A 17,487-nucleotide genomic window follows, 5' to 3' on the forward strand; every position below is an offset into this window, starting at 1 on the left:
CAGGGGACTCCGCGACCCCGGGCAAACCCCCAGACAGGGCGCTCCCGGATTGAACCGGGGGCGCCCTTCTTCGTCTGTGCGCCCCCGACTTGTTCGAATACGCCCCCCAGGGAGCAAGTCATCCACAGATTCCCCAACTTTCTTCCATCCACAGCCTGAGGACAGTTTCCGTCGCCCACAATCCGTCCACAGGAGTGCTGGTTGAGGGCTCATCAGGCCAGGTCAGGCGCCTGTGGAATTGTGAGCAAGGGCCATCCACAGCCTGTGGACAGAAAATTCGTCCACAGGCTCATCCACTCCTCTGTCCACCGGAGACCCACAGGTTCCCGCGTCCTGTGCACAGGACGCGGGGGGTTCTCCACACCGTTGTCCACTGTTCGGCAACGAGGCACCCCCGGTCACCGTCCCGAGTGAAAGCCGTCACACGGATGTCGACGTTTGGTGTGTGGACCGCTGGGGAAAAGCTGGGGACACAGCTGTGGAGTAGTACGGGTCCCCTGGGGACGGCCTGTGCAGAAGTTTTCGTTCTCCACAGAGACACCGTGTTGTCCACCGGTGCCACCCACAGGGTGTGGGGATAAAAAACGCGGGCTGACCTGGGAAAACGGGCTTATCCACCGTTTCCACAGGCCCTACTACTACCCCCATGGAGAGTTAGGCCGGTTTCGGTTTTCAAGCAGGTCCTGTGCACAACTCGTCGACCGGCCGCTCCGACACCTCGCTCCCGACTTGACCGCCAGCCGCGACGACTGTCGGCGCCGTACGTCAGACTGGTCCCCGGCAACGGTCGAGGCATCGACGAGCCGACGACGAAGGCCGGCAGACGAGCGAGCAACAGCAGGAGGCGGTTTCCGGTGAAGATCCGGGTGGAACGCGACGTACTCGCGGAGGCGGTGGCCTGGGCTGCACGCAGCCTCCCGGCCCGGCCGCCGGTGCCCGTGCTCGCGGGCCTGCTGCTGAAGGCCGAAGAGGGCACCCTGTCCCTCTCCGGCTTCGACTACGAGGTCTCGGCCCGCGTCTCCGTCGAGGCGGACGTCGAGGAGGACGGCACCGTCCTCGTCTCCGGCCGGCTCCTCGCCGACATCTGCCGCGCCCTCCCCAACCGCCCGGTGGAGATTTCCACAGACGGTGTACGGGCGACCGTGGTCTGCGGCTCCTCCCGGTTCACACTCCACACCCTGCCTGTGGAGGAATACCCGGCGCTTCCCCAGATGCCGACCGCGACCGGCACCGTGCCCGGTGAGGTCTTCGCCTCCGCCGCCGCCCAGGTCGCCATCGCCGCCGGCCGCGACGACACGCTGCCCGTCCTGACCGGTGTCCGCATCGAGATCGAGGGCGACCGCGTCACCCTGGCCTCCACCGACCGCTACCGCTTCGCGGTCCGCGAGTTCCTGTGGAAGCCGGAGAACCCGGACGCCTCGGCCGTGGCCCTGGTGCCCGCCAAGACCCTCCTGGACACCGCCAAGTCCCTGACCAGCGGCGACACCGTCACCCTGGCGCTCTCCGGCTCCGGCCAGGGCGAGGGCCTCATCGGCTTCGAGGGCGCGGGCCGCCGCACCACCACCCGCCTGCTCGAAGGCGACCTGCCGAAGTACCGCACCCTCTTCCCGACGGAGTTCAACTCCATCGCCGTGATCGAGACCGCGCCCTTCGTCGAGGCCGTCAAGCGCGTCGCCCTGGTCGCCGAGCGCAACACGCCGGTCCGGCTCAGCTTCGAGCAGGGCGTCCTCATCCTGGAGGCCGGCTCCAGCGACGATGCACAGGCTGTGGAACGCGTCGACGCGAAGCTGGAGGGCGACGACATCTCCATCGCCTTCAACCCGACCTTCCTGCTCGACGGCCTCAGCGCGATCGACTCGCCCGCGGCCCAGCTCAGCTTCACCACGTCCACCAAGCCCGCGCTGCTCAGCGGCCGTCCGGCGGTCGACGCGGAGGCCGACGAGGCCTACAAGTACCTGATCATGCCGGTGCGGCTGTCCGGCTGACACCCCCCGCACACCGACGTCGGGCCCGGTCTCGCAGCCTGCGGGACCGGGCCCGACGCCGTTCGAAGCGGGCCCCGCACCACGGCCCGGCGTAGGCTCGGATCCGGTGGGCGACCCCCGAACCCGGGGAGCCCCGGCACAGCCAAAGACGGCCACAACGCGTAAGGAAGCACCTGATGGAGCTCGGTCTCGTCGGTCTCGGCAAGATGGGCGGCAACATGCGCGAGCGCATCCGCCGCGCAGGCCACACCGTCATCGGATACGACCGCAACCCGGACCTCGCGGATGTCCACAGCCTGCGGGAACTTGTGGACAGCCTGCAGTCCCCCCGCGTGGTGTGGGTGATGGTCCCCGCCGGTGCGGCCACGCAGTCCACCGTCGACGAGCTCGCGGAGCTGCTCTCGCCCGGCGACATCGTCGTCGACGGCGGCAACTCGCGCTGGACCGACGACGAGAAGCACGCCGAGGAGCTGAAGGCCAAGGGCATCGGCTTCGTCGACTGCGGTGTCTCCGGCGGCGTCTGGGGCCTGGAGAACGGCTACGCGCTCATGTACGGCGGCGACGAGAAGCACGTCGCGACGGTCCAGCCGATCTTCGACGCCCTCAAGCCCGAGGGCGACTTCGGCGCCGTACACGCCGGCAAGGTCGGCGCGGGCCACTTCGCGAAGATGGTCCACAACGGCATCGAGTACGCCATGATGCAGGCCTACGCCGAGGGCTGGGAGCTCCTGGAGAAGGTGGACTCGGTCACCGACGTCCGCGAGGTGTTCCGCTCCTGGCAGGAGGGGACGGTCATCCGTTCCTGGCTGCTGGACCTCGCCGTGAACGCGCTGGACGAGGACGAGCACCTGGAGCAGCTGCGCGGCTTCGCGCAGGACTCCGGCGAGGGCCGCTGGACCGTCGAGGCCGCGATCGACAACGCGGTGCCGCTGCCGGCGATCACTGCCTCGCTGTTCGCCCGCTTCGCCTCGCGCCAGGACGACTCCCCGCAGATGAAGATGATCGCGGCGCTGCGCAACCAGTTCGGCGGCCACGCGGTCGAGAAGAAGTAGTTCCACGGGGCGACACCGCCCCACGGAACGACAGCACCACAGCACGACAGCACCACAGAGCAAGCAGCAGGAAGCCGGGGGAGGTCGGCGCCGTATGCACGTTTCGCATCTCTCGTTGGCCGACTTCCGCTCGTACGCCCGGGCCGAGGTTCCCCTCGCCCCGGGCGTCACCGCTTTCGTGGGCCCCAACGGCCAGGGCAAGACGAACCTCGTCGAGGCCATCGGCTACCTGGCGACCCTGGGCAGCCACCGGGTCTCCTCGGACGCCCCGCTCGTCCGGATGGGCGCGGACCGGGCCGTCGTCCGGGCCGCCGTCACCCAGGGCGAACGCCAGCAGCTCGTGGAGCTGGAACTCAACCCGGGCCGCGCCAACCGGGCCCGCATCAACCGGTCCTCGCAGGTCAGGCCGCGGGACGTCCTGGGGATCGTGCGCACCGTGCTGTTCGCCCCCGAGGACCTGGCGCTGGTCAAGGGCGACCCGGGGGAGCGGCGCCGCTTCCTGGACGAGCTCGTCACCGCCCGCTCCCCGCGCATGGCGGCCGTCCGCTCCGACTACGAACGCGTCCTCAAGCAGCGCAACACCCTGCTGAAGTCGGCGGCGATGGCCCGTCGGCACGGAGGCCGCTCCATGGACCTCTCCACCCTCGACGTGTGGGACCAGCACCTGGCCCGCGCGGGCGCCGAACTCCTCGCACAGCGCCTCGACCTGATCGCGACCCTGCTGCCGCTCGCCGACAAGGCCTACGAGCAGCTCGCACCCGGCGGCGGCCCGCTCGGGCTCGCCTACCGGTCCTCGGCCGGCGAACCGGTCGACAGCGGTGAGGCGCGCACCCGCGAGGCGCTCTACGAGGTCCTGCTGGCGGCCCTGTCCGAGGTGCGCAAGCAGGAGATCGAACGCGGCGTCACCCTCGTCGGACCGCACCGCGACGACGTCCTGCTGCGCCTGGGCGAACTGCCCGCGAAGGGGTACGCCAGCCACGGCGAATCCTGGTCGTACGCACTGGCGCTGCGCCTGGCCTCGTACGAGCTGCTGCGCTCGGAGGGGACGGAGCCGGTGCTGATCCTGGACGACGTCTTCGCGGAGCTCGACGCGCGCCGCCGGGAGCGGCTCGCGGAACTGGTGGCCCCGGGCGAGCAGGTCCTGGTGACGGCGGCGGTGGACGACGATGTTCCGGGGGTGCTGACCGGCACCCGGTTCGCGGTCTCCGGCGGCGAGGTGACCCGGCTGTGAGCGCGGGCGAGGCCGGGCAGGACAAGCCCAGGACCCCGGAACCGTCCGGGGTGGACCTGGCGCGGCAGGCGCTGGCCGCCGCGCGGGAGCAGGCCCGCGCCCGCGGGAACGCGGTGAGCGGGCGCAAACGTCACCAGCAGCCGGGCCTGCGCTCCGGCGCCCGTGCCGACGGCCGGGATCCGATGCCGCTGATGGCGGCCCTGGACCGGCTGCGGACGGAACGCGGCTGGGAGATGCCGATCGCGGTGGCCGGGGTGATGGAGCGCTGGGCGGAGATCGTCGGCCCGGAGATCGCCGCGCACTGTGAACCGGAGCGCTACGAGGACCGTGAGCTCCTCGTACGGTGCGACTCCTCGGCCTGGGCCGCACAGCTGAAGCTGCTGGCCCCGCAGCTGGTGGCGCGGCTCAACGCGGACCTGGGCCAGGGCACGGTCCGACTGATCAAGGTCCAGGGTCCCGGCGGCCGGCCCAAGCGGCACGGCCCCTGGCGCGCCCCCGGCAGCAGCGGGCCCGGGGACACCTGGGGCTGACCGCCCAGCCCCCGAGCGGGCGGGTCCGTACGACCGCTGCCCCGGCCCGGTCCCGCGGGCCCGTACCGCCTGCCCCCGGCCCCCGGCCCCGTACCCCGGGTCCGGGCGGCCCCGGCCCGGTACCGGGCCGGACGCCGCCCGCGAGGGCCGGCCCCCAGGCGGTTTCCGGCCCTTTCCGCCCCGCGCGGGCCCCCTCTTCCCGTGCCCGCGCCCCGCCCGCGCGCCCCCGGGACCGGCCCCGCCGGGTGCGGTGTCCCTCACGGTAGCCGCGGGTTGACAGGCCGAAGCGCTGGATGCCCGCGTGAGCCTCTTGGAGCCCCACCCCGAATATGGGGAGTCGGAGAGAGGAGGTTCAGGGCGGCACATGCGGACTCAGGTACCGGCAAACCCCCATTCATGTCAGTGGTACCGGTAGACTGGAGACAATCCCGCCCGTTCGCGGGGTGACAGCGACAAACGCAGACAACGCAGATCGACGCGGCCGCTCCCCCGGCGCACATGCTGGTCCGGAGTACGGGCTGCGCTGTGCCAGAAAGGGCGCTTCGTGGCCGATTCCGGCGACTCCAACGAGAAGAATTACGACGCCAGTGCGATCCAGGTCCTCGAGGGCCTGGACGCGGTCCGCAAGCGGCCGGGTATGTACATCGGCTCGACGGGTGAGCGTGGTCTGCACCACCTCGTCTACGAGGTCGTCGACAACTCGGTCGACGAAGCGCTGGCCGGGCACGCGGACACCATTGACGTCACGATCCTCGCCGACGGCGGGGTGCGCGTGGTCGACAACGGCCGCGGTATCCCGGTCGGCATCGTGCCGTCCGAGGGGAAGCCGGCCGTCGAGGTCGTGCTGACCGTCCTGCACGCGGGCGGCAAGTTCGGCGGCGGCGGCTACGCCGTCTCCGGCGGTCTGCACGGCGTCGGTGTGTCCGTCGTGAACGCCCTGTCGACCAAGGTCGCGGTCGAGGTCAAGACGGACGGCCACCGCTGGACCCAGGACTACAAGCTGGGCGTGCCGACGGCCCCGCTGGCCAAGAACGAGGAGACCGACGAGCACGGCACGTCGGTGACGTTCTGGGCCGACGGCGACATCTTCGAGACCACCGAGTACTCCTTCGAGACGCTGTCGCGGCGCTTCCAGGAGATGGCCTTCCTCAACAAGGGCCTGACCCTGACGCTGACCGACGAGCGCGAGTCGGCGAAGGCCACGGCGGGCGCGGACGACCCGGAAGCGGACGCGACCGAGCCGCAGGCGCGCACGGTCAAGTACCACTACGAGGGCGGCATCGTCGACTTCGTGAAGTACCTCAACTCGCGCAAGGGCGAGCTGATCCACCCGACCGTCATCGACGTCGAGGCCGAGGACAAGGAGCGCATGCTCTCGGTCGAGATCGCGATGCAGTGGAACTCGCAGTACACGGAGGGGGTCTACTCCTTCGCGAACACGATCCACACGCACGAGGGCGGTACGCACGAGGAGGGCTTCCGCGCGGCTCTGACGGGTCTGGTGAACCGTTACGCGCGCGACAAGAAGCTGCTCCGCGAGAAGGACGACAACCTCGCCGGCGAGGACATCCGCGAGGGTCTGACGGCGATCATCTCGGTCAAGCTGGGCGAGCCCCAGTTCGAGGGCCAGACGAAGACCAAGCTGGGCAACACGGAGGCCAAGACCTTCGTGCAGAAGGTCGTCCACGAGCACCTCAACGACTGGTTCGACCGCAACCCGGTCGAGGCCGCGGACATCATCCGCAAGTCGATCCAGGCGGCCACGGCCCGCGTCGCGGCCCGCAAGGCCCGCGACCTGACCCGCCGCAAGGGTCTGCTGGAGAGCGCCTCGCTGCCGGGCAAGCTGTCCGACTGCCAGTCGAACGACCCGATCAAGTGCGAGATCTTCATCGTCGAGGGTGACTCCGCCGGCGGCTCGGCGAAGTCCGGCCGCAACCCGATGTACCAGGCCATCCTGCCCATCCGCGGCAAGATCCTGAACGTCGAGAAGGCGCGCATCGACAAGATCCTGCAGAACACCGAGGTCCAGGCGCTGATCAGCGCCTTCGGCACCGGTGTGCACGAGGACTTCGACATCGAGAAGCTCCGCTATCACAAGATCATCCTGATGGCGGACGCCGACGTCGACGGCCAGCACATCAACACCCTGCTGCTGACCTTCCTCTTCCGCTTCATGCGGCCGCTGGTCGAGGCCGGGCACGTCTACCTGTCCCGCCCGCCGCTCTACAAGATCAAGTGGGGTCGCGACGACTTCGAGTACGCGTACTCGGACCGCGAGCGCGACGCCCTGGTCGAACTGGGCAAGCAGAACGGCAAGCGGATCAAGGAAGACTCGATCCAGCGCTTCAAGGGTCTGGGCGAGATGAACGCCGAGGAGCTGCGCGTCACCACCATGGACGTGGACCACCGCGTGCTCGGCCAGGTCACCCTGGACGACGCCGCGCAGGCCGACGACCTGTTCTCGGTGCTGATGGGTGAGGACGTCGAAGCCCGGCGCTCCTTCATCCAGCGCAACGCCAAGGACGTTCGCTTCCTCGACATCTGAGTCGGCTCAGCTGACCGCCTGAAAGGACTTCTGACCAGCAATGGCCGACGAAACCACCCCCACCGCGGAGAACCCCGCGGAGGAGCAGCCCGTCATGCGCATCGAGCCCGTCGGGCTCGAGACCGAGATGCAGCGCTCCTATCTCGACTACGCGATGTCCGTCATCGTCTCCCGCGCGCTGCCCGACGTACGGGACGGCCTCAAGCCGGTCCACCGTCGTGTGCTGTACGCGATGTACGACGGCGGCTACCGGCCCGAGAAGGGCTTCTACAAGTGCGCCCGCGTCGTCGGCGACGTGATGGGCACCTACCACCCGCACGGCGACAGCTCCATCTACGACGCGCTGGTCCGCCTGGCCCAGCCGTGGTCGATGCGCATGCCGCTGGTGGACTCCAACGGCAACTTCGGCTCCCCGGGCAATGACCCGGCGGCCGCGATGCGCTACACCGAGTGCAAGCTGATGCCGCTGGCCATGGAGATGCTCCGGGACATCGACGAGGAGACCGTCGACTTCACGGACAACTACGACGGCCGCAACCAGGAGCCCACCGTCCTGCCGGCGCGGTTCCCGAACCTGCTCATCAACGGCTCCGCCGGCATCGCCGTCGGCATGGCCACCAACATCCCGCCGCACAACCTCCGCGAGGTCGCGGCGGGCGCGCAGTGGGCGCTGGAGCACCCGGACGCCTCGCACGAGGAGCTCCTCGACGCGCTCCTGGAGCGCATCAAGGGCCCCGACTTCCCGACCGGTGCCCTGGTCGTGGGCCGCAAGGGCATCGAGGAGGCGTACCGGACCGGGCGCGGCTCCATCACGATGCGCGCGGTGGTGGAGGTCGAGGAGATCCAGAACCGCCAGTGCCTGGTGGTCACGGAGCTCCCGTACCAGACCAACCCGGACAACCTCGCCCAGAAGATCGCCGACCTGGTCAAGGACGGCAAGATCGGCGGCATCGCCGACGTCCGCGACGAGACCTCGTCCCGGACGGGCCAGCGCCTGGTGATCGTGCTCAAGCGCGACGCCGTGGCCAAGGTCGTGCTGAACAACCTCTACAAGCACACCGACCTGCAGACCAACTTCGGCGCGAACATGCTGGCGCTGGTGGACGGGGTGCCGCGCACCCTGTCGATCGACGCGTTCATCCGTCACTGGGTGCAGCACCAGATCGAGGTCATCGTCCGGCGTACGCGCTTCCGCCTGCGCAAGGCGGAGGAGCGCGCCCACATCCTGCGCGGTCTGCTCAAGGCGCTGGACGCGATCGACGAGGTCATCGCACTCATCCGGCGCAGCAACACGGTCGAGATCGCGCGCGAGGGCCTGATGGGCCTCCTGGAGATCGACGAGATCCAGGCGAACGCGATCCTGGAGATGCAGCTGCGCCGCCTGGCGGCCCTGGAGCGGCAGAAGATCGTCGCCGAGCACGACGAACTCCAGGCGAAGATCAACGAGTACAACGCGATCCTGGCCTCGCCGGCGAAGCAGCGTTCGATCGTCAGCGAGGAACTGGCGGCGATCGTCGAGAAGTTCGGCGACGACCGGCGTTCCAAGCTGGTGCCCTTCGACGGCGACATGTCCATGGAGGACCTGATCGCCGAAGAGGACATCGTCGTCACCATCACGCACGGCGGCTACGTCAAGCGCACCAAGACCGAGGACTACCGCTCGCAGAAGCGCGGCGGCAAGGGCGTGCGCGGCACCAAGCTGAAGCAGGACGACCTGGTCGACCACTTCTTCGTCTCCACCACCCACCACTGGCTGCTGTTCTTCACCAACAAGGGCCGCGTCTACCGGTCCAAGGCGTACGAGCTGCCGGACGCCGGCCGCGACGCGCGCGGGCAGCACGTGGCGAACCTGCTGGCCTTCCAGCCGGACGAGAAGATCGCCCAGATCCTCGCGATCCGCGACTACGAGGCCGCGCCCTACCTGATCCTGGCCACCAAGGGCGGCCTGGTGAAGAAGACGGCGCTGAAGGACTACGACTCGCCCCGTTCGGGTGGCGTCATCGCCATCAACCTCCGGGAGACCGAGAACGGGGGCGACGACGAGCTGATCGGCGCCGAGCTGGTGTCCGCCGAGGACGACCTGCTGCTCATCAGCAAGAAGGCGCAGTCGATCCGCTTCACGGCGACCGACGACGCGCTGCGCCCGATGGGGCGTGCCACGTCCGGCGTGAAGGGCATGAGTTTCCGCGAGGGCGACGAGCTGCTGTCGATGAGCGTCGTGCGGCCCGGTACCTTCGTCTTCACCGCGACCGACGGCGGCTACGCCAAGCGGACGGCCGTGGACGAGTACCGCGTCCAGGGCCGTGGTGGTCTGGGCATCAAGGCCGCCAAGATCGTGGAAGACCGCGGTTCGCTCGTGGGCGCGCTGGTGGTCGACGAAACGGACGAGATTCTCGCCATCACGCTCGGCGGTGGTGTGATCCGTACGCGCGTCAACGAAGTCAGGGAGACGGGCCGTGACACCATGGGCGTCCAGCTGATCAACCTGGGCAAGCGCGATGCCGTGGTCGGCATCGCTCGGAACGCCGAGGCCGGTCAGGAAGCTGACGAGGTCGACGAGATCGAGACAGAGATCGAGGCCGGGGCAGCCGACGGACAGGCCGCCGAGGCGGCCGGGGGCAGTGAGTCTCCGGCAGGGGAGCACGAGGAGTAAGCGTGAGTGGAGCCACGGGCGCCGGACCGGCCAAGACTGGAGCGAACGGTGCCCGTGGCCCCGCCGCGGACTCCCAGGGGGGACAGGGGGCAACGGTGACGGACACCCGAGGACCGGAGCCGGAGCCGGCACCGGCCGCGCAGGCGCAGGCACAGGCGCAGGCGAAGTCGAAGGCGAACGGCAAGCAGAAGGCCGCCGCGGGCCAGGAGCGGGGCGCGCAGCCGTACCAGCCCCCGCAGGCCTACGCGGCCCCCAAGGGCCCCGGCGCGCAGCGGGGACCGAGTCCGGTCGCCCGGACGACGCCGAGGACGCGCAAGGCGCGGCTGCGGGTGGCCAAGGCCGACCCGTGGTCGGTGATGAAGGTCAGCTTCCTGCTGTCGATCGCGCTGGGCGTGTGCACCGTCGTCGCGGCGGCGGTGCTGTGGATGGTCATGGACGCCATGGGCATCTTCTCGACCGTCGGCGGCACGATCAGCGAGGCGACCGGTTCCAACGAGAGCAACGGGTTCGACCTCCAGTCGTTCCTGTCGCTGCCGCGCGTGCTGATCTTCACCTCGGTGATCGCGGTGATCGACGTGGTGCTGATGACGGCCCTGGCGACGCTGGGTTCGTTCATCTACAACCTGTCGGCGGGCTTCGTGGGCGGCGTGGAGCTCACGCTCGCCGAGGACGAATGACCTGCGCGGACGCCCCGTAGAGCGCGATTTTGGCTCGACCGCGTCTGTGCGCTAATCTTCAGGAGTCAGCGCGCAGCGCGGATGGGGCTATAGCTCAGTTGGTTAGAGCGCATCCCTGATAAGGATGAGGCCACAGGTTCAAATCCTGTTAGCCCCACAGTGTCGAAGACCCCCAGGCCCATGGCCTGGGGGTCTTTGTCGTTGGGCCATGTGAGGGGTTGCCAGGTAACCGATCGGTATCGGCCGGTGTGTATTGTTGGCCGCCAGAAGTCCCCTACGTCAACGAAAGACGAGGTCGCGCGGTGAAGAAGCTGCTCCTGGTCGCACTGGCCGCCATCGGCGGGCTCCTCGTGTACCGCCAGATCCAGGCGGACCGCGCCGAGCAGGACCTGTGGACGGAGGCAACCGACTCCGTGCCCTCTGGTTCCGGCGTGTGAGACCCGCTTGATTCCATGAAGCCCCGGCTGCCGCTGCTGCCGGGGCTTCGTGCTGTTCTGTGCCGAGAAATTCCGTTCTGCAACGATTTCGCTTGCATTGGCAAAAATCGGGATGGCGTGGGGTGGACGTGAACGTGCGGGTGCGTCGCGGACGCGGGGCGGGCGCGGTCGTGCGCCTCGGGCTGGCCGCGGCCCTGGTGGCGCTCTGGCTGCCGGGGGCCGCCCGCGCGGAGACCGGGCCCTCCCCGGCCCCGCCGCCGCGCTACCGGGCGGCCGAGGGGGCCCGGAGGGTGGAGGGCAGGCCCTCCACGGCGGACGCCCCGCTGCTGGAGACCGGCGTGGTCTACGAGGACACCGTGGCCCCGGGCGAACGGGTGTACCGGCTCGGTCTCGACGGCGCCTCCACCGTGTACGTCTCCGCGGTGCTGCGCCCGCCCGCGGGGAGCAGGGTCGGGTACTCCGACGGGGTCGAGGTCGAGGTCATGACCAACGCCGGCCGCGCCTGCCCGTACAACCCGGGCCGCGCCTCCTTCGGCCTCGACCCGGTCCCGCTCGCGGCGGCGGGCCAGCGGCGGCTGGAGGAGGACTCCGAGTGCCAGGCCCCGGGGACGTACTACGCGAAGGTCACCCGGTCGGCGGCGAAGGACTCCGACCGGGCGGCCTGGCCGGTGGAGCTCCTCGTCCTGCGCGAACCGGCCCCGGCCGCGGGCGGCGCCCCGGTCTCCCCGCCCCCGGTGCTGCCCTCCCCCTCCCCTGTCCTGCCGGGCACGGACCCGGTCCCGCGGACCGGAGGGACCGGCTTCAACGACGCGCGGGCCCTGGGCTCCGGAGTGTGGCGCGACGAACTGAGGCCCGGCCAGACGCGGTTCTACCGGGTGCCGCTGGACTGGGGGCAGCGGCTGGCGGTCGGCGCCGAGATCGCGAAGGCCCGGATGACCCGGCCGTACGGCTCCGCCTCCGACGGGCTCACCGTCTCGCTGTACGCGCCCTACCGGGGGCTCGTGGACTCCGGGGACACCTCCTACGACGGGAAGCAGGCCGCCGTGACCCTGCCGGGGACGGTGCCGGTGGCGTACGCGAACCGCTTCTCCGGCAAGGCGGAGGTCCGGCCGCTGCGGGTGGCCGGCTGGTACTACGTCGCCGTCACCCTGGGCGGGAAGGTGGGGGAGTTCACCGAGGACGCCTCGCCCGTGCCGCTGACCCTACGGGTGGACGTGGGCGGCGTCCGGGCCGCGGAGCCCGCGTACCGGGAGGGGCTGGCGGCGGCGGGCTTCGGGGTCGGCGCCGCCGAGCGGGCCGCCGCGAAGGAGGGGCTCACCGTCCCCGAGGCCGCCGCGCGGGAGGAGGACCGCTCCCTGATGCGGACCGTGGCGGGCGCCGGCTTCGGGACGGGCACGCTGCTGCTGCTCGGGCTCGGCGGCTGGCTCCTGCTGTCCCGGCGCCGCTTCGACGACGGGGCCTAGAAGCGGGTCGACGCCCAGGCGCCGACCGCGAAGCACAGGAGCGCCGCCGAGAGGATCGCGGCGGTGGCCCCGGCGGGGGGCGGGGGGACCCGGCGGCGCGCGGGCGCCACGGGCGTCGGGGCCGGCGTCGGAGCCGGTGCCGGAGCCGGTGCCGGCCCCGCGGGGGAGGACGGGGGCGTCGGGGCGGACGGGGGCGCGAGGTGGAAACCGTCCGTCTCCTCGGGGCCGTAGCCGGGCGGCGGCGGCCCGAAGGCACCGGCGTCGGCACCGGCGGCGGGTGGCCCGTGCGAGGCCCTCGGGGAGGGCGGGGGAGCGGACTCCGCGGAGGGCGCGGACGCGGCCGCGGAGCGTCGCTCCGAGGGGCCTGCGGGGCCGAAACCGGCGGGGAGCGGACCGAGTTGGTCGAACACCTCCACCGGATCCTCGTCCGGGTCGGGTGACGGTAGCAGCCGGGCGGCCTCGGCAAGGGCCTTGCGCGCCCCTGTGGCGGTCCGGAACCGCCTCCGGGGGTCCGGGTGCAGGAGGTTCGCGATCACGTCCCACAGGGGCGCGGGGACGCCCTCCGGGGCTCCGGGGGCGCCCTGGGCGGCGAACTGCCCCGCCAGCGCGAGGGAATCGGGCTTGCGGCCCTGCAGCAGGTAGAGCGCGACGAGTCCCGCCGCGAAGAGGTCGACGGGGAAGTCGGGCTCGGCGCCCGTCAGTTGCTCGGGGGCGAGGTAACCCGGGGTGCCGACGACCAGATCGGTCCCGGTGAGCCGCGGCTCGCCCTTGCGCATCGAGATGCCGAAGTCGGACAGCCGCAGGTGCGGCCGCCCGGTTCCGGTGGCCTCCAGCAGGATGTTGGCCGGTTTGACGTCGCGGTGGACGACGCCCTCCGCGTGCACCGCCGCCAGCCCCGCCAGGAGCTGGTCGAGCAGCGTGCACACGAACCGGGGCGGCAGGGCCCCGTAGTCACCGATCAGGTGGGCGAGGGAGCCGCCGGCGACGAGGTCCATGGTGAACAGGACCTTGTCGTCGTCCGCCGCCCAGCTGGCCGGGGCCAGCACGTGCGGGTGGTCGATGCGCAGGGCCTGCTCGCGCACGAAGCGCAGCAGGGTGTGGGCGTCGCCGTGCAGGAGGACCTTGGCGGCCACGTACCGGCGGCGGCGGTGGTCCCAGGCCCGCCAGACGGCGCCCGCGCCGCCGCGCCCGATCGGGTCGGCCAGTTCGTACCGGCCGGCGAAGACCTCACCCATCGCTGCGCCCGTCCCCCGTCCCCCGTCACGCGTGCGCGTCAGTTCTGGTGGGCCTCGTAGTGGGCCACCGCCTCCGCGGTGCGGCCCGCGCCGTAGACCCGGAGGAACTCTGCCAGTTCCGGATGGCTGGGTGCGAGGGAATCCGCCGCGTCGATGATGTCCCCGGCGGCGGAGACCGATCGCAGCAGCGACTGGATCTCCCGGACGACCCGCTTGACCGTGGGCGCGCCCGAACCCGTCGTCGTCTGACCGCTGTTGCTGAGGACGGAGCCTCCCTGGGTGTTCTTGATCTCGTCCATCCGGTCGGTCGCCTCGGCCGCGCTGACGCTTCCGTCCGCAACCTGTCCGGCGAGGTCCTGGAGGGCCTGGACCCGCTGGACCACGGCCGGATTACCGATCTTGGCGCGCTGCCCGCTCATCAGCTGGGACAGCATCGGCGCCGACAGCCCGAGGACGGCAGCGAGGCGGGCCTGGTTCAGACCGAGGTCATCTATGAGCCGTCGGAACAGCGCGCCGAGCGGCTCCCCGTACCAACTGCGCTGCAGCTCCCTGGCTCTGGCCGTGGCCTCTTGCTGTACTGCGTCCACTCTGACTACTCCCCTTCGCTGGTGCGAACCTCGCGAGCATCTTACGGAGCGTGGTCGCGGGGCGGGAGTCCCTATCATTTTGCGGGATGCGGGGGTACACCGGGTACTCTGTGCTGCGGAACGGCCGCCGCCTCACGGGGTACGGTCGCGTCCGGTTGCTCGGGGCCTTAGCTCAGTTGGTAGAGCGCTGCCTTTGCAAGGCAGATGTCAGGAGTTCGAATCTCCTAGGCTCCACATTCAAAGACCCCCTGACCAGCGGAAACGCCGGTCAGGGGGTCTTTTGCGTTACGGGCCTCAGGGGGTGCGGGGACGGCGCAGGAGGGTGGCCGTCACCGCGCCGGCGGTCAGCAGGAGGGCGGCGCCGAGGGCGAAGGCGAGGTGGTGGCCGCCCGTGAGCGATTCGGCCGGGGTGCGGCCGGCCGCGGTCAGGGACCCGGTGCGGGAAGCGGCCAGGGTGGAGAGGACGGCGACGCCGAGGGCCATGCCGATCTGCTGGGTGGTGTTGAAGAGGCCCGACGCCAAGCCGGCGTCCCGCTCGTCGGCGCCGGACATCCCCAGGGCGGTGAGCGCGGGCAGGGCCAGGCCGAAGCCGGACGCCAGCAGCATGACGGGCAGCAGGTCGGTGACGTAGTCCGCGTGCACCGGCAGCCGGGTCAGCAGGCCGAGGCCGACGGTCAGCAGCCCGAGCCCCGCGAGGAGCACGGCGCGCTCGCCGAAGCGGGCGTTCAGGCGGGCCGAGACGCCGAGCGAGACCGCGCCGATGGAGAGGGCGGCGGGCAGCATCGCGAGACCGGTCTCCGCGGCCCCGTAGCCCTGGACGCGCTGGAGGTGCAGGGCGAGCAGGATCTGGAAGGAGAACAGCGCGGCCACCATCAGCATCTGGACCAGGTTCGCGCCGACCACGGTGCGGGAGCGCAGGATCCGCAGCGGCATCAGGGGGACGCGGGCCTTGGCCTGGCGCACGGTGAAGGCGGTGAGCAGGGCCAGGGAGAGGCCGCCGAGGCCGAGGGTGTGCGCGGAGGTCCAGCCGTACGTCTCGACGGTGACGACGGCGTAGATGCCGGTCATCAGTCCGGCGGTGACCAGGACCGCGCCGAGGGCGTCGGCTCCGGCGCGCAGGCCGAGGCCGCGGTCGGAGGGCAGCGCGGGGAGGGCGGCGAGCAGGGCGGCGATGCCGATGGGCAGGTTGATGAAGAAGATCCAGTGCCAGTCCAGGGCGTCGGTGAGGACCCCGCCCAGCACCTGGCCCAGGGAGGCGCCGGCTGCTCCGGTGAAGGAGAAGACGGCGATCGCCCGGGTGCGGTCGCGGGTTCCGGTGAAGAGGGTGACCAGGATCCCGAGGCTGACGGACGAGGCCATCGCGCTGCCCACGCCCTGGAGGAAGCGGGCGGCGATCAGCAGGGCGGGCGATCCGGCGAGGCCGGCGAGGAGCGAGGCGGCCGTGAAGACGGCGGTGCCCGCCAGGAACATCCGCTTGCGGCCGATCAGGTCGCCGAGGCGGCCGGCGAGGAGCAGCAGGCTGCCGAAGGCGATCAGGTAGGCGTTGACCACCCAGCTGAGGCCGGCGGGGGTGAAGCCGAGGTCGTTCTGGATGGCCGGCATGGCCACGGTGACGATGCTGCCGTCGAGGACGGTCATGAGCATGCCCGTGGAGAGCACGGCGAGGGCGGTCCAGCGGGAGCGGAGCCGGGGTGCCCGGGGTGCGGGGGTCGGGGTGGGCGCGGGGGCCTGGAGCGTGGCGGGCATCGGTTTCTCCGGTCGCGGTGAGGCGGCAGGTCGTCGTATCCGGCGACTGGTGAGACCGTAGCAGATGGTTTTGTTGCAGACTATATTTCTCGGATCGAATTGTTAGGCTGAGGTCATGACCGCCATGGCGCCCAACGCGCGGACCGAGCCCGACCTGTCCTTCCTCCTGGACCACACCAGCCACGTCCTGCGCACCCGCATGGCCGCGGCCCTCGGGGAGATCGGGCTGACGGCCCGTATGCACTGCGTCCTCGTGCACGCCCTGGAGGAGGAACGCACCCAGATCCAGCTCGCCGAGATCGGTGACATGGACAAGACGACGATGGTGGTGACCGTCGACGCCCTGGAGAAGGCCGGCCTGGCCGAGCGGCGGCCCTCGAGCACGGACCGCAGGGCCCGGATCATCGCCGTGACCCCGAAGGGCGCCGAGGTCGCCGCCGAGAGCACCCGGATCGTCGACCGGGTGCACGCCGAGGCCCTGGCCCCGCTCCCCCCGGCCGGGCGCGAAGTTCTCCTGCGCACGCTGAGGCTGCTCGCCGAGGACGCCCTCGCGACCCCCTCGGAGACCCCCCGCCCGGCTCGCCGGGCCCGCCAGTAAGCGCCCGGGGCATCCCGCGCGGGCGGCCCCGGGACGCCTCCGGACGTCCCCCGGACGGCCCCGTCACTGGGCCGTTCGGCCCCGGGTGGCGGACAGTGGGGAGAGGCATCGAGCCCAGGGGGCAACACCACGCCGGAGGATTGCGCACATGGGACTCTTCGACTTCCTGAAGTCCGACAAGAACAAGGAACACGAGGCCGCCGCGAAGGCGAAGGAGCAGGCGGAGCAGCAGGCCGCGGCGGGGTCCGCGTCCGGCGGCATGGGCGGCAAGTACACCGACGCCGCGGCGGCCCCGAAGGCGGCCGCCGAGCGGACGGCCGCGGCCGCGCCGCCCAAGCCCCCGACGTCCGGTTCGGCCATGCCCAGCCCCACGTCGGCCGCGCACAAGGCGGTACCGGTGGCACCGAAGCCGCCCCTGGCGGGCCCGCCCGGGCCGCCCGTGGCCGCCGCGCCCCGGACGCCCCCGGTGCCGCCGCCCCCGGCGTCCGGTCCGGCCATGCCCAGCCCCACCTCGGCCGCGCACAAGGCGGTACCCGTCTCGCCCAAGCCGTCGTCGACCGCCAAGAAGCGCATGTACACGGTCAAGCCGGGCGATTCGCTCTCGGCGATCGCCCGCCGCGAGCTCGGCAACGAGGCCCGGTGGCGGGAGCTCTACGCCATGAACAGGACCGTCGTCGGCCCGAACCCCGACATGATCCTGCCGGGCATGCTGCTCACCCTCCCCCAGTAGCCGGACGGCCGTGGCGGC

General features: G+C 71.2%; 14 protein-coding genes and 2 tRNA genes. 13 read left to right on the top strand and 3 right to left on the bottom strand.

Annotated elements, in window-relative coordinates; translation table 11 throughout:
- Window positions 1-854: 854 nt before the first annotated feature.
- The 10 genes from dnaN (at window position 855) to ACZ5D2_RS00910 (ending at window position 12,573) form a co-directional block, all read left to right on the top strand.
- Window positions 855-1,985, top strand: coding sequence for a DNA polymerase III subunit beta (dnaN, locus tag ACZ5D2_RS00865; protein ID WP_030225190.1), 1,131 nt, complete (start codon window positions 855-857; stop codon window positions 1,983-1,985).
- Between the two features lie 176 nt (window positions 1,986-2,161).
- A complete protein-coding gene (gene gnd / locus ACZ5D2_RS00870; RefSeq protein ID WP_266840306.1) occupies window positions 2,162-3,037 on the top strand; it encodes a phosphogluconate dehydrogenase (NAD(+)-dependent, decarboxylating) in 876 nt (291 codons plus the stop codon).
- Window positions 3,038-3,131: 94 nt separating this feature from the next.
- Window positions 3,132-4,268: a DNA replication/repair protein RecF gene (recF, locus tag ACZ5D2_RS00875; protein WP_371677639.1), complete on the top strand. Its 1,137-nt coding sequence runs from the start codon at window positions 3,132-3,134 to the stop codon at window positions 4,266-4,268.
- The gene (locus ACZ5D2_RS00880; protein ID WP_371677640.1) at window positions 4,265-4,798 is read left to right on the top strand and encodes a DciA family protein; all 534 of its coding nucleotides are present in this window, start codon (window positions 4,265-4,267) and stop codon (window positions 4,796-4,798) included. Before recF ends, ACZ5D2_RS00880 begins: the two co-directional genes overlap by 4 nt.
- 523 nt (window positions 4,799-5,321) lie before the next feature.
- Window positions 5,322-7,343 carry a DNA topoisomerase (ATP-hydrolyzing) subunit B gene (gene gyrB / locus ACZ5D2_RS00885; RefSeq protein WP_468926688.1) on the top strand — a complete coding sequence of 674 codons (2,022 nt, stop codon included), beginning with the start codon at window positions 5,322-5,324 and terminating at the stop codon, window positions 7,341-7,343.
- Window positions 7,344-7,383: 40 nt separating this feature from the next.
- The gene (gene gyrA / locus ACZ5D2_RS00890) at window positions 7,384-9,996 is read left to right on the top strand and encodes a DNA gyrase subunit A (protein ID WP_371677641.1); all 2,613 of its coding nucleotides are present in this window, start codon (window positions 7,384-7,386) and stop codon (window positions 9,994-9,996) included.
- Between the two features lie 2 nt (window positions 9,997-9,998).
- Window positions 9,999-10,673 carry a DUF3566 domain-containing protein gene (locus tag ACZ5D2_RS00895; RefSeq protein ID WP_468926245.1) on the top strand — a complete coding sequence of 225 codons (675 nt, stop codon included), beginning with the start codon at window positions 9,999-10,001 and terminating at the stop codon, window positions 10,671-10,673.
- 83 nt (window positions 10,674-10,756) lie between these two features.
- Window positions 10,757-10,830, top strand: a tRNA-Ile gene (locus tag ACZ5D2_RS00900).
- Between the two features lie 145 nt (window positions 10,831-10,975).
- Window positions 10,976-11,110 carry a DLW-39 family protein gene (locus ACZ5D2_RS00905; RefSeq protein ID WP_208809277.1) on the top strand — a complete coding sequence of 45 codons (135 nt, stop codon included), beginning with the start codon at window positions 10,976-10,978 and terminating at the stop codon, window positions 11,108-11,110.
- A gap of 122 nt (window positions 11,111-11,232) precedes the next feature.
- Window positions 11,233-12,573, top strand: a complete 1,341-nt coding sequence (locus ACZ5D2_RS00910) for a hypothetical protein (RefSeq protein WP_468926248.1) — start codon at window positions 11,233-11,235, stop codon at window positions 12,571-12,573.
- Here ACZ5D2_RS00910 and ACZ5D2_RS00915 read toward each other — a convergent pair.
- Together ACZ5D2_RS00915 and ACZ5D2_RS00920 are read right to left on the bottom strand one after the other, a co-directional pair.
- Complete coding sequence (locus tag ACZ5D2_RS00915) at window positions 12,570-13,808, bottom strand: serine/threonine-protein kinase (protein ID WP_468926251.1); 1,239 nt, start codon at window positions 13,806-13,808, stop codon at window positions 12,570-12,572. The genes ACZ5D2_RS00910 and ACZ5D2_RS00915 overlap by 4 nt on opposite strands.
- A 38-nt stretch (window positions 13,809-13,846) precedes the next feature.
- The gene (locus tag ACZ5D2_RS00920) at window positions 13,847-14,395 is read right to left on the bottom strand and encodes a helix-turn-helix domain-containing protein (RefSeq protein ID WP_266840297.1); all 549 of its coding nucleotides are present in this window, start codon (window positions 14,393-14,395) and stop codon (window positions 13,847-13,849) included.
- A 161-nt stretch (window positions 14,396-14,556) separates the two neighbouring features.
- Between ACZ5D2_RS00920 and ACZ5D2_RS00925 the strand changes: the two genes are divergently transcribed.
- Window positions 14,557-14,629 (top strand) — tRNA-Ala (locus ACZ5D2_RS00925).
- A gap of 60 nt (window positions 14,630-14,689) precedes the next feature.
- Here ACZ5D2_RS00925 and ACZ5D2_RS00930 read toward each other — a convergent pair.
- Complete coding sequence (locus tag ACZ5D2_RS00930; protein ID WP_371677645.1) at window positions 14,690-16,141, bottom strand: MFS transporter; 1,452 nt, start codon at window positions 16,139-16,141, stop codon at window positions 14,690-14,692.
- A 115-nt stretch (window positions 16,142-16,256) separates the two neighbouring features.
- Between ACZ5D2_RS00930 and ACZ5D2_RS00935 the strand changes: the two genes are divergently transcribed.
- Window positions 16,257-16,739: a MarR family winged helix-turn-helix transcriptional regulator gene (locus tag ACZ5D2_RS00935; protein ID WP_371677646.1), complete on the top strand. Its 483-nt coding sequence runs from the start codon at window positions 16,257-16,259 to the stop codon at window positions 16,737-16,739.
- 148 nt (window positions 16,740-16,887) lie between these two features.
- The gene (locus ACZ5D2_RS00940) at window positions 16,888-17,469 is read left to right on the top strand and encodes a LysM peptidoglycan-binding domain-containing protein (RefSeq protein WP_468926256.1); all 582 of its coding nucleotides are present in this window, start codon (window positions 16,888-16,890) and stop codon (window positions 17,467-17,469) included.
- The last annotated feature ends 18 nt before the right edge of the window (window positions 17,470-17,487 follow it).

The organism is Streptomyces sp. NPDC031479 (assembly GCF_055581065.1).